The organism is Snodgrassella sp. ESL0323, from assembly GCF_013346865.1.
Lineage (GTDB): Bacteria > Pseudomonadota > Gammaproteobacteria > Burkholderiales > Neisseriaceae > Snodgrassella > Snodgrassella alvi.
The window spans coordinates 90,835-105,117 of sequence record NZ_JAAEDT010000011.1 but is presented as its reverse complement, the minus strand read 5'-3'; the positions used below and the strand labels follow the sequence as shown (position 1 = coordinate 105,117).

Here is a 14,283-nt window from a genome sequence, read left to right as displayed (position 1 = left end):
GTAATTATGTAATTTAACTATTTTTTAAAAATTCGGTTTATTATAATTACTATTGCTAATATAAATACAAATAATCCGAGTATTTCATTAATTTTATTCAAACTCCAATAATCAGGCAAATTCAAAGCCAGCGGGGATTCGCCGCCGCCCAGAGCTATAGACCCAACAATTACCATAGCCATTACTACACCTACGATACTTTCACCGACTATTAATCCAGCAGCCAGTAATGTACCACGACGATCTGTGGCTTTAACCTCTTTCTCCTGAATAGCTGGATCAGTATGGCGCTTTTTGATATAACGCAAACATAAATAGGATAATACTGTTCCGATAAAGATTGGCATATTGACGGAAGCCGGCAGATAAATACCCATACCCACTGCCAGCGGAGGTACACTCCAACCCGGACGAAGATATTTAACCACCACATCAAGCACAATCAGGAATACACCCAAAAATACGCCTGCTCTGATGTATGCCCATTCCAGATTGTGAGAAAAAATCCCTTTGGCAATAGTGGTCATCAGAGTTGCCTGCGGTGCTGACAGTGCCTGAGCAGCATCCATTCCGGCACGTGGTAAGGCTCCGGTAAAACCATAAGCGTTATACAACAGTTCAAGTACTGGTGAGATTACTATCGCACCAACAATGCTGCCAATAATTAGTGCTACTTGCTGGCGCCACGGTGTAGCCTGAACCAGATGGCCGGTTTTTAAATCCTGCAGATTATCATTAGAAATAGTAGAAATAGCCATAACCACAGAAGCAGTAAATAATGCTAAAGCTGTCATAAACTGATTACCACCAACTTGTGCGAAAATACCGCTAGACTGACCAATCACCATGAATACCAGCGATATAATGATGATTGAAACAATACCGATACTGGATATCGGGCTGGAAGAAGAACCAATCAGACCAGCCATATAGCCACTAGCTGCAGCCACAAGAAAACCTATAATGAAGGCCATGATGGTGGCACACGCAACCAAAGCACAGGCCAGTCCGAAAGATATCGGCGCAGTGGCAATAAAGCTGTAAAAGGTAGCAACCAGAATGATCAGAGTAGCCACTACAATCAGCATCATGGTTTTAGGCGATAAATCCTGATTTACCCGCTCCTGTGTCTTGCTGGTTTGTGAATCCGATCCAAAGGCCTGAAAAGAAAGTTTCATGCCTTCAAGCATAGGTTTGAAAAGGGTAATTAATGTCCAGATTGCAGCAACAGCGATGGCTCCGGCGCCAATATAGCGGACTTTGGTTACCCAAAGTTTAATTGCAAAATCCATCATTGAAACATTTTCAGGCATTGCAGTGGTGCTGGTGAAATATGGTACGGCTATTCCCCATGAAAAAAACATGCCTAGCAGTACAGCAATACCACCGGTAATACCTACCAGCCAACCGGCACCTAACAAAGCCAGTGAAAAGCCCATGGGCACCTGAAATACGGCTCCGCCTACTTTAAACCAGTAACTGGCACTTTCACTGATTACGCGTAAGCCGCCAGCCAGAAAACTGAAAATACCGGATAAAATACCACCGGTAACAATCTGTTTAACTCCGCTTTGCGGTGAATCTTCATCATTTTCCTGTGGTTGATTGTGGTCACCAGCCTTGAGTATTTCAGCAGCGGCTAAACCTTCCGGATAAGGTAAATCACTATTAACAACCAGTACATGGCGTAAAGGAATAGTGAAAATAACACCAAGAATACCGCCGGCAACGCATATCAAGGTTGTCTGCCAGAATGGAAAACCCTGCCAGTAACCAATCATTAATAAACCGGGCAGAACAAAGATAATTGAAGACAAGGTACCGGCCGCCGATGCCTGTGTTTGTACCATATTGTTTTCAAGAATATTTGAACCATGAAAGCATTTGAGTACAGCCATAGAGATTACGGCAGCAGGTATGGATGAAGCGAATGTCAGGCCAACTTTCAGCCCCAGATATACATTAGATGCAGTAAATATTACTGTGATTAAAGCACCTAAGATCATGCCGCGAACAGTAAGTTCGCAATACTGATCGACCGCCGATGAGGTGGTTGAGGGGTGTTGCATGTAATAACTCCATAAAGATGCGGTCCGGAATAATAGTAATTAATACTAAATTTTCTGGATATTTATCCTTTCACGACCGCAATTTTGGATAAAAAGTTGCATTGTACAAACTCATTTGTAATTTTTTTTTATGTTTAATGAATTTAATGTAAATTAAGTTTTTTATTTTTATTTTTAGTTTAAATAAGATTAATTTTACTCAATTTCCGGATTCTGATTTCAGCACTAATTTTCTTTTTAACTGTTGGTTGTCAAGCCTATTATGGATGTCTATACTGAATTTTTTTCTGACTGTATATTTGTTATGCTTCCTGTTCTGGTTTTACAACATACGGATTTACATCTGTGCGACTTATCCCATTTAAACGCAATTATGCCGTCAAATCCGGAATATACATTTGATAATTCTGTGCTGCGGCTGCCGGTTAGTGTTGATTTTGAATTATCTGAATCAGCACAGACTCAGCTGATTGAGCAAAAAATTGATTTTGCTATTTTGCCTGATCAGAGTTTTGCAGACTTAGGATTAATTGTTAGTGATATGGATTCCACTTTGATTACCATTGAATGTGTGGATGAAATTGCTGCCGGAGTGGGATTACAGGCACAGGTTGCGGCCATCACCGAACGCTCAATGCGCGGTGAGATTGATTTTGAGCAATCGTTACGGGCGCGTGTAGCTTTATTGAAGGGTTTACCGGTTGAAGAATTAAAACAGGTTTATGAACATGTACTGAAACTTTCTCCGGGTGCAGAATGGTTGTTGCAGCAGTGTCAGAAACATGCAGTTAAATTCATGCTGGTTTCCGGTGGATTTACTTATTTTACTCAACGGCTGCAGCAACAATACGGACTTGATTATACTTTTGCTAATCAGCTGGTGATACAAGATAATGTTCTGAACGGAGAGCTGGCAGGCAGAATTATTGATGCTCAGGCTAAAGCTGATTTACTGGTTCAATTCAGAGAAAAACTTGGACTAAACCCAATGCAGGTACTGGCAATGGGTGACGGTGCTAATGATATTCCGATGCTACAGGCAGCCGGTTTTGGAGTTGCCTACCACGCGAAACCGAAAACACAGGCTGCAACGTCTATTAATGTACGCTTTGGCGGTCTGGATGCCGTGCGTAAGTGGTTTTGCTGATTGATAACCGCAGACAACCGGCAGAACAGTGATAAAACCAGATACAAATTGAATTATAATTTAATAATAATCATTTAGTTAGTTTGCAGATGCTTTCAGGAACACATTTATGTATCCAATAACTGAACCATATCAGTCCGGATTATTGCAGGTTTCTGCAATTCATCAGATTTACTGGGAAAAAAGCGGCAATCCGGCCGGTAAACCAGTTATTTTTTTACATGGCGGGCCAGGAGCCGGAGCCTCGCCTGCATGCCGCGGTTTCTTCAATCCCGAAAAATATCGCATTATTATTATTGACCAGCGTGGATGCGGTCGTTCCCTGCCCTATGCTTGTATTGACGACAATACTACATGGGATCTGGTTGAAGATTTAGAAAAAGTTCGCAGGATGCTGCACATTGAACGCTGGCAGGTATTTGGTGGTTCATGGGGGAGCTCACTGGCACTTGCTTATGCTAAAACTTATCCACAAAGAGTCAGTGAGCTGATACTGCGCGGTATTTTCCTGTGCCGACCACATGAAATTGCATGGATTTATCAGCAAGGCGCAAATCATATTTTTCCGGAAGCATGGGAGAATTATCTCGCACCGATTGCTGAAGATAAACGGCATAATTTAGTAGATGCCTATCATGAGTTGTTATGTCATCCTTATACGGATGAAACAACTCAGCTCAATGCAGCTAAAGCATGGGCCCAATGGGAAAGTAGTATTGTACATTTAGAACATAATCAGGCTGGTATAGACGAATATAATGATCCGCAGCGTGCCTTGGCAATTGCAAGGATTGAAAATCATTATTTTGTTCATCGCTGCTGGCTGGCAAGCGAATTTGCCTTACTGGAAAATATTCAGATACTGGCTGATATTCCGATTGTAATTGTTCAGGGGCGCTATGATATGTGCACACCGATTGAAAGCGCATGGGAATTGCAGCAGGCTTTACCGCATGCCAGACTGGTAGTCACTATAGCCGGTCACTCTGGCTTTGAACCGGCAAATCAGGCTGCTCTGGTGGCTGCCACTGATGCTTTTGCCAGTTTATAACATTTACTTCGGACATTTCTTGCAGGTCTGAATATATTCAGACCTGTTTTATTATCTGAAATATTATTTTTCAATCAGCATAAATATTTTGAATTTTAATTTCTTCTCAAACAAAGTACCAATATCTTTTAAGTTAAGCTATTAGCTCAGCTTTATTAACAACTTCAGTACTTTTACGGCTTGCTTTTTTTCACTTTACTATCCGTAAGTTTGATTCCGGCCTGTTCTCAGAAAAACCAATAATTTCAAATTTCTTAATCATTCTGTGCTTATGGGATACAAACGCTCTGATTTGATGAATGTTATTAATAATCTGGAAATATCATCCGCAAAAAATAAAACAATTCGTTCGGTTCTTCTGCCAGGCAGCTGTAAACAGTCTGTATTTCCAGTGTTTTAACCAGTATTAATTTTAGAATCTTATGTATTTGTGATGGAATTTATTCTGACATAATTACTTGATTTATCCATGAATAAAGTTGACTAAAATTGTCGGGTATTAGATAATTCATACATTGTCAATCTGTTTCGGGTTTTGTCATGCGTTTAACCACCAAAGGGCGTTTTGCCGTCATTGCCATGCTGGATTTAGCTATGCATGCGCAATCTGGTGCAGTAAACCTGACTGCAATAAGTGAACGCCAGCGCATTTCCCTGTCTTATCTTGAGCAACTGTTCGGAAAATTACGCCGTGCCGGGCTGGTAGAAAGTATTCGCGGGCCGGGGGGCGGCTATGTACTGAGTCATGATGCTGCTCAGATTAATATTGCAGATATTATCTCTGCAGCGGAAGACACTCTGGATGCTACCGTTTGCGGCGGTCATGCTGATTGTCAGGACGGTTCACCCTGTCTGACTCATGACTTATGGGCAAATCTGAATAAAACCATAGACAGCTATTTGCGCGGCATTACTTTGCAATGCATTCTGAATCAGCGAACTTACCATAACAACAGTAATGAAAAAAAAAGCAACCCGGAGCAGCCAGTTACCTTAATTAATCTGCATTAATACTCCGGCGCAGCCATAGATATTTAAAGAGAACACGACAATGACCGTAAAACTTCCTATCTACCTTGATTATTCAGCTACAACACCGGTTGATCCGCGTGTGGCTGAAAAAATGATTCCTTACCTGACGGAATTTTTTGGTAATCCGGCATCCAATAGCCATAGCTTTGGCTGGCAGGCAGAAGAAGCCGTAGAAAATGCACGCAATGAAATTGCTGCTTTGATTGGTGCGGATTCTAAAGAAATTATCTTCACTTCAGGAGCCACTGAATCTGACAATCTGGCATTGAAGGGTGCGGCACAGTTTTATGCCAGTAAAGGTAAGCATCTGATTACGGTCAAAACTGAACATAAAGCTATTCTGGATACCATGAGAGAGCTGGAAAGAGAAGGCTTCGAAGTTACCTATCTGGGTGTACAGGAAAATGGTTTAATTGATATGGCAGAGCTGGAAGCTGCTATCCGTCCAGATACAACCTTAGTCAGCGTGATGTGGGTAAATAATGAAATCGGTGTAATTCAGGATATTGCAGCTATTGGCGCACTTTGTGCTGAAAAAGGAGTTATTTTTCACGTCGATGCCGCTCAGGCTACCGGTAAAGTTCATATTGACGTAAAAGCCAATCAGATTGGTTTGCTGAGTATGTCTGCACACAAAACCTACGGTCCTAAAGGAATTGGTGCTTTGTATGTACGCCGCAAACCCCGTGTCCGCCTGAATGCACAGATGCATGGCGGCGGGCATGAGCGCGGTTTCCGTTCCGGCACACTGGCTACTCATCAGATTGTCGGCATGGGTGAGGCATTTCGTCTGGCGCGTCTGGAAATGGATAAAGACAATGCTCATGCTAAAGCACTGCGCGACCGTTTCCTAAATGCAATTAAAGGTGTTGAAGAAGTATATATCAATGGTGATTTACAACATCGCGTATATCAGAATCTGAATATCAGCTTTAATTTTGTTGAGGGTGAGAGTCTGATTATGGCTGTTAAAGATATTGCTGTTTCCAGCGGATCTGCCTGTACTTCCGCAAGTCTGGAGCCAAGCTATGTACTGCGCGCACTGGGTCGCAATGATGAGCTGGCGCACAGCTCTCTGCGTATTACATTCGGACGTTTTACTACCGAAGCCGAGATTGATTATGCTGCTGAACTGATTAAATCCAAAATCGGTAAATTACGCGAATTGTCTCCATTGTGGGAAATGCATCAGGAAGGCATTGATTTGAGTAGTGTCGAATGGGCAGCACATTAATCAGCTCAGACTGAAACGATATATTCTGCCCTGCCATATCGCATGGCTGCACACCAAAAACAGGTTATTTGCTGCGAATATAAAAGCAATTGTAGTTATTCTGGCATTAGAAGAATTGTAAAAGGAACTTATTATGGCCTACAGTGACAAAGTCATTGATCATTATGAAAATCCGCGCAATGTCGGCTCTTTTGAAAAGGGTGACCAGAGCGTGGGTACCGGTATGGTAGGCGCACCAGCCTGCGGCGATGTAATGAAATTACAAATCAAAGTAAGTGATAACGGTATTATTGAAGATGCCAAATTCAAAACTTATGGCTGCGGTTCTGCTATTGCTTCTTCAAGTCTGATTACAGAATGGGTTAAAGGTAAGAGTCTGGATGAGGCTTTGGCTATTAAAAACAGTGCCATTGCTGAAGAACTAGCATTACCGCCAGTAAAAATACATTGTTCTATTCTGGCAGAAGATGCTATTAAGGCTGCCGTAGCTGATTATCGAAAAAAACATAACGAGTAATATGATGATTTTTGGCAGTACCGCAAATAACAACGAACCCACTACTGAAAATAATGACAATCAATCGGTTAATGCAGTACGCCTAAACGATATCAGAATGTGTACCAGTCAATTTTGTCTGGAATGCGGTGAATCAATATCATCTGAACATCAGCTTAAGTTTCCTGGTACACGTTTTTGTATTAACTGTGAAGAAAATATTGCCATTAAGCGCTCATTTCTTTCATCTTACAAACGTCGTTTTAATCATAATTGTAAAAACCCTGAAGGTACTGCATAGTAAATTCAGGACAAATTTCCAACAGGTGAGAATATGATTTCTCTGACTGAAAAAGCCGCTAAGCATATTAGCAATTATCTGAACAAACGTGGTAAAGGCGAAGGCATTCGTCTCGGAGTTAAAAACAGTGGCTGTTCGGGTATGGCGTATACTCTTGAATTTGTTGATAACATCCAGCCGGAAGATCTATTGTTTGAACAACATGGTGTCAAAATATTTGTTGATCCTAAAAGCCATGTTTATCTGGATGGTACTGAACTGGATTTTGTTAAAGAAGGATTACAGGAAGGTTTTAAATTTGCCAACCCCAATGCCAAAGATGAATGCGGTTGTGGTGAAAGTTTTCATGTTTAAATAAATAACCCTATTGCCGGAATGTCGCAATTCTGCTGGCTGATAAGCAAAATACAGCATTACAGCCAAATTTTGCGAAAAGTCTGTTTTTCATGTCCGGTATCTTTAGCTTTGACCCAATTTTCACCATAAAGGTGAGCCACATGAACCAATACTTTGCGCTTTTTCAATTACCTGAACAGTTCAATATTGATGATAAGCAACTGGAGCAGAATTATCGCCTGCTGGCAGCACAGTGCCATCCGGATAAATTTGCTGCCAGAAGTGCTTTTGAACAAAAGCAGGCCATGATGATGGCTGCTACCGTTAACGAAGCTTATCGTATTCTGAGTAATCCGCTTGACCGGGCTGCATATTTATTGAAACAACAGGGAATAGATGCGGATGCACCAGAGCATACGCACTTTCCGGCTGAGTTTTTAATGCAGCAGATGCAATGGCGTGAAACACTCGAAGACGCCCGTGCAGAAGCTGATTGGACAACACTTAAAGAACTTGCAGCAACTATTGAGCTCGAACAAACCGGCTTATACCAGCAACTGGATGCGGCCTTTATACAGAATCAGCCGGAAAAAGCAGCAGAGCTGGTACGCCAGGGGCGTTTTTTACACAGATTACAAAGTGAAATTCAAGCTGCACTTCCCTGACATCATCAGAATCAATGTATCAGAGATATGCTTTGATAAAAAAATCGAAGTATTAAGTAATATTTAAGAAATCAGGACTAAATTCAGATTATGGCTTTATTGCAAATTGCCGAACCCGGCCTTTCCGCTGTACCGCATGAACATCGTCGTGCTGTAGGCATTGATTTAGGCACAACTAATAGCTTAGTTGCAACCGTACGCAGTGGTTATGCCGAATGTCTTGCAGACGAACAGGGAAGGATTACCCTGCCCTCTGTTGTCCGCTACCAGCAGGATAGTCTACCGGAAGTAGGCACAGATGCATTAAAAGCACAGCGTATCGATCCGGCCAACACCATCAGTTCAGCTAAACGTCTGATTGGCCGTACTCTTGAAGATATCAAAAATCAGTCTGAAACCCGTTATCTGCCCTATCATTTTACTAATGATGAACGCATTATCAGCATTCACACTCGTGCAGGAAATAAAACCCCGATAGATGTCTCTGCAGATATTCTCCGTGTTTTGAAAACCCGTGCAGAAAACACACTCGGTGGTGAACTTGCCGGCGCAGTGATTACTGTACCGGCCTATTTTGACGATGCACAGCGCCAGGCAACTAAAGATGCTGCCCGTCTGGCCGGTCTGCATGTTTTACGCTTACTGAATGAACCCACCGCGGCTGCAATTGCTTATGGTCTGGACAATGCCGCTGAAGGAACATTTATCGTTTATGATCTTGGCGGTGGAACATTTGATGTTTCAGTTCTAACCTTAAGCCGCGGTCTGTTTGAAGTAAAAGCAACAAACGGTAACAGCGCTCTGGGTGGTGACGATTTCGACCAGCGTTTGTTTTGCTGGTTGCTGGAACAGAATAAATTATCACAGTTAAATGCACAGGATAGCGCATTATTACAATCACTTTCACGTGCAGCCAAAGAAGCTCTGACAAGTGAAACTTCAACCACTATTGCCGCCACTCTTTCTAACGGACAAAAAATCCTCACTGATATCAGCCGTGACACCTTTCATCAGCTAACTCAGCCTCTGGTAGCCAAAACACTGGAGCCGGTTAAACAGGCAATGCGCGATGCCGGCATCAGCAAAAGTGAGGTAAAAGGGGTAATTATGGTAGGCGGAGCTACGCGCATGCTGCATGTACAGCAGGCTGTAGCCACTTTCTTTGGTCAGACTCCGCTGAATAACCTTAATCCGGATGAGGTTGTAGCATTGGGAGCTGCGATGCAGGCCAATGTACTGGCAGGCAATAAAAATGATGATGAATGGCTGTTACTGGATGTAACTCCGTTATCACTCGGGCTGGAAACTTATGGCGGACTGGTTGAAAAGGTTATCCCGCGCAACAGTACCCTACCTACAGCACGCGCTCAGGATTTTACAACCTTTAAAGACGGGCAAACAGCCATGATGATTCATGTTGTACAGGGTGAGCGTGAATTAGTCGCAGACTGCCGCAGTCTGGCACAATTCACACTCCGCGGTATCCCGCCGATGGCCGCCGGAGCAGCACGCATACGGGTAACATTTCAGGTTGATGCCGATGGTCTGCTTTCTGTTTCTGCCCGCGAACAAACTACAGGAGTACAGGCTCATATTGAAGTAAAACCTTCGTACGGACTTGACGATACCGTTATTACCCAAATGCTGAAAGACAGTTTTACTCATGCACAAACCGATGCCAGACAACGTGCCCGTACAGAAGCCACAGTAGAAGCAGAAAGCATCATTACGGCGGTCACCAATGCACTGTCTATGGATGCTGACTTACTTAACAATGATGAACAACAGGCTATTCAAACTGCACTGGAGCACACCCGACAACAAATCCAGCAAGGAGATGCTCAGGATATTCGTGATGCTATTCATGCATTGAATCACGCAACTGATGAATTTGCTGCCAAACGCATGAACCGCAATATCCAACGAGCTTTGCAAGGTAAAAACGTCAAAGAAATCTGATATTTCAAATGCAGACAAATTGAATTGTCCGCCGATACAATGGAGATAACATCATGTTAAAGCTATATTACATACCAAATACCTGTGCATTTGTACCGCATGTGGCTCTAGAATGGAGCGGACTTGAATATACCGCTGAAGAGGTAGGCCGCGACACAATCAAATCGCCGGAATATCTGGCACTGAACCCTCAGGGGCAAGTACCATTACTGACTGACGGCAACTGGGCACTGCGTCAGAATGTGGCAATCATTGATTACATCAATGATCTTGCACCGGATAAAGGTATCTATGGCGTTACAGCACAACATGATCCCAAAGCACGCGCCCTTGCCCGCCAATGGCTGGCCTTTGCCAATTCTGATTTACACATGAGCTTTAAACCTTATTTCTATGCAGCACGCATGGTAGATGATGAAAAAGCACAGGAGAATCTGAAGGCCTATGCTAGCGCTGCTCTGAAAAATTTATTTTCCTTTGTTGATAATATTCTTGCTCAGCAGAATTACCTGACTGGCGATAATATCACTATTGCAGATGTTTACATTTTCATAGAAGCACATTGGACAAAAAGATGTAACATTGATCTGAGCGCATATCATAATCTGAGTAAATTCTATCAGCGCGTAAGTGCTGATACCGGTGTATCCACCGTACTGAAAGTACAAGGTATAATTTAATAACATTTTCGGCGTGAATGGTTTTATTTTAAAACCGGACACGCCTGCTTTATTTAGAAACACGGAATTACCATGCCCAAAATTACTGTACTGCCCCATCCTCAACTCTGTCCTGAAGGTAAAGTTTTAAGTGACATTCCTACAGGAACCAGTATTTGTGATGCATTACTTGAGCATGATATTGAAATTGAACACGCCTGCGAAAAATCCTGCGCCTGCACAACCTGTCACGTTCTTATCCGCAAAGGATATGATAGCCTGCCTGAACCGACTGAACAGGAAGAAGATTTACTTGATCAGGCATGGGGTCTGGAAGCCGATTCACGCCTGAGCTGTCAGGCACGTCTGGCTGATAGTGACGTTACCATCGAAATTCCCAAATATACCATCAATCATGCACGTGAAGAGCATTAACCTTACTTGATAAGAATACTCTCTAAACCGATTGATTTAATAATATTTTTTAATTATCTAATTAAGTGCAGGCTTAAACCATGAAATGGACTGATATACACCGAATCGCCGAAGAGCTGGCCGACCGCTACGAAGACATCAACCCTGCCAGTATCCGCTTTACCCAACTGCGTGATCTGATACTGGCTTTGCCAGAATTTGATGACAATCCGGAGCACTGCGGCGAGCGCATACTCGAAGCTGTTCAGCAGGCATGGATTGATGAAATTGCCTGAATTTAGTCATCTAAACTTATCAGAATATCCGTACAAATAATGATGTTACAGATGATGTCCGACATATAACTGAAACAAACCGGTTGCCAACTTCTATAGGCAACCGGTTTGTTTAATATATAAATTAAATCACTAAATCTTATCAGTTTTTCTGCGTCGCAAGCGCCAGCTGCAAAATTGCCAGCAACGATTAAATACATGCCGGTAAACAAAAACCGCACATAATAAGCAACCACCGGCAGAACCGGCACAAATCAGAAACATAGTGAATAGTTGAAACCTGATTGCCTGATCAGGAGAGGCACCGGCCAGAATCTGCCCGGTAATCATACCCGGCAAGCTTACCAACCCCACTACACTCAACTGATTAATTGTTGGCAACATCCCTGCTACTACCGCTGAACGCGCAGTATCCCGATAAGCCTCCCAGCCTGTAGCGCCCATAGACAGCATCACTTCTACACGAGCCTGCTGCTGACGTAAATCCTGTGTTAAACGGTCCAGACACAATGCTACAGCTGTCAGACAATTACCCAATACCATCCCCAGAAGGGGAATCACATACTGCGGTGAATACCATGGGCGGATATGCAGTACCGCATATAATCCCACAGCAGCACTTAACCACGAAGCCAGCCATACAGATGATAAAGCATCACGGGTCAGACCACGATATACATAACTGCCCCGTGAACGCGCAGAAAAACCGGCAATCACAGTCATAACAACAATTATCAACAGTACCCAGTACCATTGATTAGAGGCAAATATCCATTTTAATAACAAACCCACAACGGACAGCTGCACAATAGCCCGAACTGCTGAAATCAAAATACGTTTTGTCAATCCAAGCTTCAGCCATAATGAAACACCGGCACTCACCAGAATCAGCAATGAAGCCAGAGCCAGTTCTGCAACACTAATATAATTAGTTCCCTGCATTATTGCCTCCCGCCCGTGATGATTTTCTGGTGTGAGTAATCCGTCCGGCATCCAGATACCAGATTTCATCACCTACCTGATTAATCTGCTGCTCACTATGTGAAATCCAAATATAGGCAGCCTGAGGATTATCTTCCTGCCATTGACCGACCAGCTTTTGTACGGCCTGTGCCGAATCTTCATCCAGAGAAGCCGTTGGCTCATCCAGCAGCAAAACCGGCGGATTTAATTGCAATATACGCAACAGACACACCAGCTGTGCCTCTCCTCCGGATAAATCCGTTGCATCCCGTTCCAGAAAATTACCATCTTTACCCAGACTCTCTAACACCCGCTGTACATTATCCGGCTGAAATTTTTTATGCTGATAATGATGCAAAGTAAAAGGTAAAAACAGATTATCACGCACCGTACCCGGAATCAGCACCGCCTGCTGCCGTACATAAGCGATCTGGCTGCGATGCTGTGCAATACAATGTGCATTCAGACGAACCGGCTGATTATGACAATACAGCGTGCCCGAAGCTGGTAAATCCAGCAGAGAAATCGTACGTAAAAAAACCGATTTTCCTGCCCCGGATGCACCGCTGATTGCCACACGTGCTCCAGCCCAGAGCTGAAAATCGATATCCTGTAATAACATCCTGCCATCATCATGGGCACGCTGACACACACCCTCACCGGATAAAATCGGCGTATTCATGATGAGCCACGCAGTTCTTTCGGTAGAACAAACATAATATTTTCCTCCACACCAGCACCTTCGGTAACTGTCGGGTATCCCCAGGAAACAATAGTTTGTACAACATCATTCACCAGTACCTCAGGTGCTGAAGCACCGGCTGTAATACCAACCTGATGCTTACCACTAAACCACTGTGTTTGCAGACAGCCGGCATTGTCAACCATATAGGCATCAACACCCAGTAATGCTGCCACTTCACGCAAACGATTACTGTTCGAACTATTAGGAGATCCCACCACAATCACCACATCACAGGTAGCAGCCAGTTTTTTCACTGCATCCTGACGATTGGTGGTTGCATAACAAATATCCTCTTTATGCGGACTTTTAATGTGAGGAAAACGCTGTTTTAAAGCGGCAATAATACCGCTGGTTTCATCAACCGAAAGCGTTGTCTGGCTCACATGCGCCAGCTTTTCTTCATTGCGGACCTGTAAACTTGCCACATCAGCAACTGTTTCCACCAGCAACATCACACCCGGCGGCAATTGCCCCATCGTTCCTTCAACTTCAGGATGGCCTTTATGACCAATCATAATAATCTGATAACCCTGTTCATCCAGCCGTGATACCTGTCGGTGAACCTTAGTTACCAGAGGACACGTAGCATCAAAAATACGAAAGCCGCGTGCAACTGCTTCCTGCTGTACAGCCTGAGATACACCATGAGCAGAATAAATCAGCGTCGCATCAGGAGGCACATCATCCAGATTTTCAATAAATACCGCACCCTTATTGCGCAAATTATCAACCACAAACTTATTGTGTACTACTTCATGCCGTACATAAATCGGAGCACCATACTCTTCCAGTGCCCGCTCTACAATACTGATAGCACGGTCTACACCGGCACAGAATCCACGCGGATTGGCCAGTAAAATCTTTTTGTCACTCATTAAACATCCCGTTACCTGGCTGAATTCATCACAGACGAATC

At 43.4% G+C, this 14,283-nt stretch carries 16 protein-coding genes; 12 read left to right on the top strand and 4 right to left on the bottom strand.

The features are described from left to right. Nucleotides 1-17: 17 nt before the first annotated feature. On the bottom strand, nt 18-2,069 hold the full coding sequence (locus GY065_RS02625; protein ID WP_174832981.1) for an OPT family oligopeptide transporter: 2,052 nt from the start codon (nt 2,067-2,069) through the stop codon (nt 18-20). Nucleotides 2,070-2,373: 304 nt separating this feature from the next. Here GY065_RS02625 and serB point away from each other — a divergent pair, with 304 nt between their 5' ends. The 12 genes from serB (at nt 2,374) to iscX (ending at nt 11,659) form a co-directional block, all read left to right on the top strand. After that, nucleotides 2,374-3,216 carry a phosphoserine phosphatase SerB gene (gene serB, locus GY065_RS02620; protein ID WP_174832980.1) on the top strand — a complete coding sequence of 281 codons (843 nt, stop codon included), beginning with the start codon at nt 2,374-2,376 and terminating at the stop codon, nt 3,214-3,216. A gap of 109 nt (nt 3,217-3,325) precedes the next feature. Continuing rightward, a complete protein-coding gene (gene pip / locus GY065_RS02615; RefSeq protein WP_174832979.1) occupies nt 3,326-4,267 on the top strand; it encodes a prolyl aminopeptidase in 942 nt (313 codons plus the stop codon). A gap of 540 nt (nt 4,268-4,807) precedes the next feature. After that, entirely contained in the window at nt 4,808-5,278 is a 471-nt protein-coding gene (locus tag GY065_RS02610) for a Fe-S cluster assembly transcription factor (RefSeq protein WP_025330177.1), read from the top strand. Nucleotides 5,279-5,318: 40 nt separating this feature from the next. Then, the gene (locus GY065_RS02605) at nt 5,319-6,533 is read left to right on the top strand and encodes an IscS subfamily cysteine desulfurase (protein WP_025330176.1); all 1,215 of its coding nucleotides are present in this window, start codon (nt 5,319-5,321) and stop codon (nt 6,531-6,533) included. 133 nt (nt 6,534-6,666) lie between these two features. Further along, nucleotides 6,667-7,050 carry a Fe-S cluster assembly scaffold IscU gene (gene iscU, locus GY065_RS02600; protein WP_025330175.1) on the top strand — a complete coding sequence of 128 codons (384 nt, stop codon included), beginning with the start codon at nt 6,667-6,669 and terminating at the stop codon, nt 7,048-7,050. 1 nt (nt 7,051) lies between these two features. After that, complete coding sequence (locus tag GY065_RS02595) at nt 7,052-7,330, top strand: hypothetical protein (protein WP_174832978.1); 279 nt, start codon at nt 7,052-7,054, stop codon at nt 7,328-7,330. A 33-nt stretch (nt 7,331-7,363) separates the two neighbouring features. Next, nucleotides 7,364-7,684 (top strand): iron-sulfur cluster assembly protein IscA, encoded by a 321-nt coding sequence (gene iscA, locus GY065_RS02590; protein WP_174832977.1) that lies wholly within the window; start codon nt 7,364-7,366, stop codon nt 7,682-7,684. Nucleotides 7,685-7,827: 143 nt separating this feature from the next. Beyond that, nucleotides 7,828-8,331, top strand: a complete 504-nt coding sequence (hscB, locus tag GY065_RS02585; RefSeq protein WP_084547432.1) for a Fe-S protein assembly co-chaperone HscB — start codon at nt 7,828-7,830, stop codon at nt 8,329-8,331. A 90-nt stretch (nt 8,332-8,421) separates the two neighbouring features. After that, nucleotides 8,422-10,290, top strand: coding sequence for a Fe-S protein assembly chaperone HscA (gene hscA, locus GY065_RS02580; RefSeq protein WP_174832976.1), 1,869 nt, complete (start codon nt 8,422-8,424; stop codon nt 10,288-10,290). A gap of 53 nt (nt 10,291-10,343) precedes the next feature. After that, nucleotides 10,344-10,970, top strand: coding sequence for a glutathione S-transferase family protein (locus tag GY065_RS02575; RefSeq protein WP_174832975.1), 627 nt, complete (start codon nt 10,344-10,346; stop codon nt 10,968-10,970). Nucleotides 10,971-11,042: 72 nt separating this feature from the next. Next, on the top strand, nt 11,043-11,384 hold the full coding sequence (fdx, locus tag GY065_RS02570; protein WP_025330169.1) for an ISC system 2Fe-2S type ferredoxin: 342 nt from the start codon (nt 11,043-11,045) through the stop codon (nt 11,382-11,384). An 80-nt stretch (nt 11,385-11,464) separates the two neighbouring features. Further along, the gene (iscX, locus tag GY065_RS02565; protein ID WP_084547429.1) at nt 11,465-11,659 is read left to right on the top strand and encodes a Fe-S cluster assembly protein IscX; all 195 of its coding nucleotides are present in this window, start codon (nt 11,465-11,467) and stop codon (nt 11,657-11,659) included. 132 nt (nt 11,660-11,791) lie between these two features. Here the strand turns inward: iscX and fetB are convergent, their stop codons facing one another. Genes fetB through ispH form a run of 3 tightly spaced genes read right to left on the bottom strand, consistent with a single transcriptional unit; the run spans nt 11,792 to nt 14,242 of the window. Next, nucleotides 11,792-12,670, bottom strand: coding sequence for an iron export ABC transporter permease subunit FetB (gene fetB / locus GY065_RS02560; protein WP_198185686.1), 879 nt, complete (start codon nt 12,668-12,670; stop codon nt 11,792-11,794). Next, nucleotides 12,588-13,304, bottom strand: coding sequence for an ATP-binding cassette domain-containing protein (locus GY065_RS02555; protein ID WP_084584973.1), 717 nt, complete (start codon nt 13,302-13,304; stop codon nt 12,588-12,590). Before GY065_RS02555 ends, fetB begins: the two co-directional genes overlap by 83 nt. After that, entirely contained in the window at nt 13,301-14,242 is a 942-nt protein-coding gene (gene ispH, locus GY065_RS02550; RefSeq protein ID WP_037475651.1) for a 4-hydroxy-3-methylbut-2-enyl diphosphate reductase, read from the bottom strand. Before ispH ends, GY065_RS02555 begins: the two co-directional genes overlap by 4 nt. Nucleotides 14,243-14,283: the final 41 nt, after the last annotated feature.

What these genes read in the sequence shown, in the direction of transcription:
- GY065_RS02625 (WP_174832981.1), bottom strand. Translation starts at nt 2,069, where the DNA reads ATGCAACACCCCTCAACCACCTCATCGGCGGTCGATCAGTATTGCGAA.
- serB (WP_174832980.1), top strand. Translation starts at nt 2,374, where the DNA reads ATGCTTCCTGTTCTGGTTTTACAACATACGGATTTACATCTGTGCGAC.
- pip (WP_174832979.1), top strand. Translation starts at nt 3,326, where the DNA reads ATGTATCCAATAACTGAACCATATCAGTCCGGATTATTGCAGGTTTCT.
- GY065_RS02610 (WP_025330177.1), top strand. Translation starts at nt 4,808, where the DNA reads ATGCGTTTAACCACCAAAGGGCGTTTTGCCGTCATTGCCATGCTGGAT.
- GY065_RS02605 (WP_025330176.1), top strand. Translation starts at nt 5,319, where the DNA reads ATGACCGTAAAACTTCCTATCTACCTTGATTATTCAGCTACAACACCG.
- iscU (WP_025330175.1), top strand. Translation starts at nt 6,667, where the DNA reads ATGGCCTACAGTGACAAAGTCATTGATCATTATGAAAATCCGCGCAAT.
- GY065_RS02595 (WP_174832978.1), top strand. Translation starts at nt 7,052, where the DNA reads ATGATGATTTTTGGCAGTACCGCAAATAACAACGAACCCACTACTGAA.
- iscA (WP_174832977.1), top strand. Translation starts at nt 7,364, where the DNA reads ATGATTTCTCTGACTGAAAAAGCCGCTAAGCATATTAGCAATTATCTG.
- hscB (WP_084547432.1), top strand. Translation starts at nt 7,828, where the DNA reads ATGAACCAATACTTTGCGCTTTTTCAATTACCTGAACAGTTCAATATT.
- hscA (WP_174832976.1), top strand. Translation starts at nt 8,422, where the DNA reads ATGGCTTTATTGCAAATTGCCGAACCCGGCCTTTCCGCTGTACCGCAT.
- GY065_RS02575 (WP_174832975.1), top strand. Translation starts at nt 10,344, where the DNA reads ATGTTAAAGCTATATTACATACCAAATACCTGTGCATTTGTACCGCAT.
- fdx (WP_025330169.1), top strand. Translation starts at nt 11,043, where the DNA reads ATGCCCAAAATTACTGTACTGCCCCATCCTCAACTCTGTCCTGAAGGT.
- iscX (WP_084547429.1), top strand. Translation starts at nt 11,465, where the DNA reads ATGAAATGGACTGATATACACCGAATCGCCGAAGAGCTGGCCGACCGC.
- fetB (WP_198185686.1), bottom strand. Translation starts at nt 12,670, where the DNA reads ATGAAATCTGGTATCTGGATGCCGGACGGATTACTCACACCAGAAAAT.
- GY065_RS02555 (WP_084584973.1), bottom strand. Translation starts at nt 13,304, where the DNA reads ATGAATACGCCGATTTTATCCGGTGAGGGTGTGTGTCAGCGTGCCCAT.
- ispH (WP_037475651.1), bottom strand. Translation starts at nt 14,242, where the DNA reads ATGAGTGACAAAAAGATTTTACTGGCCAATCCGCGTGGATTCTGTGCC.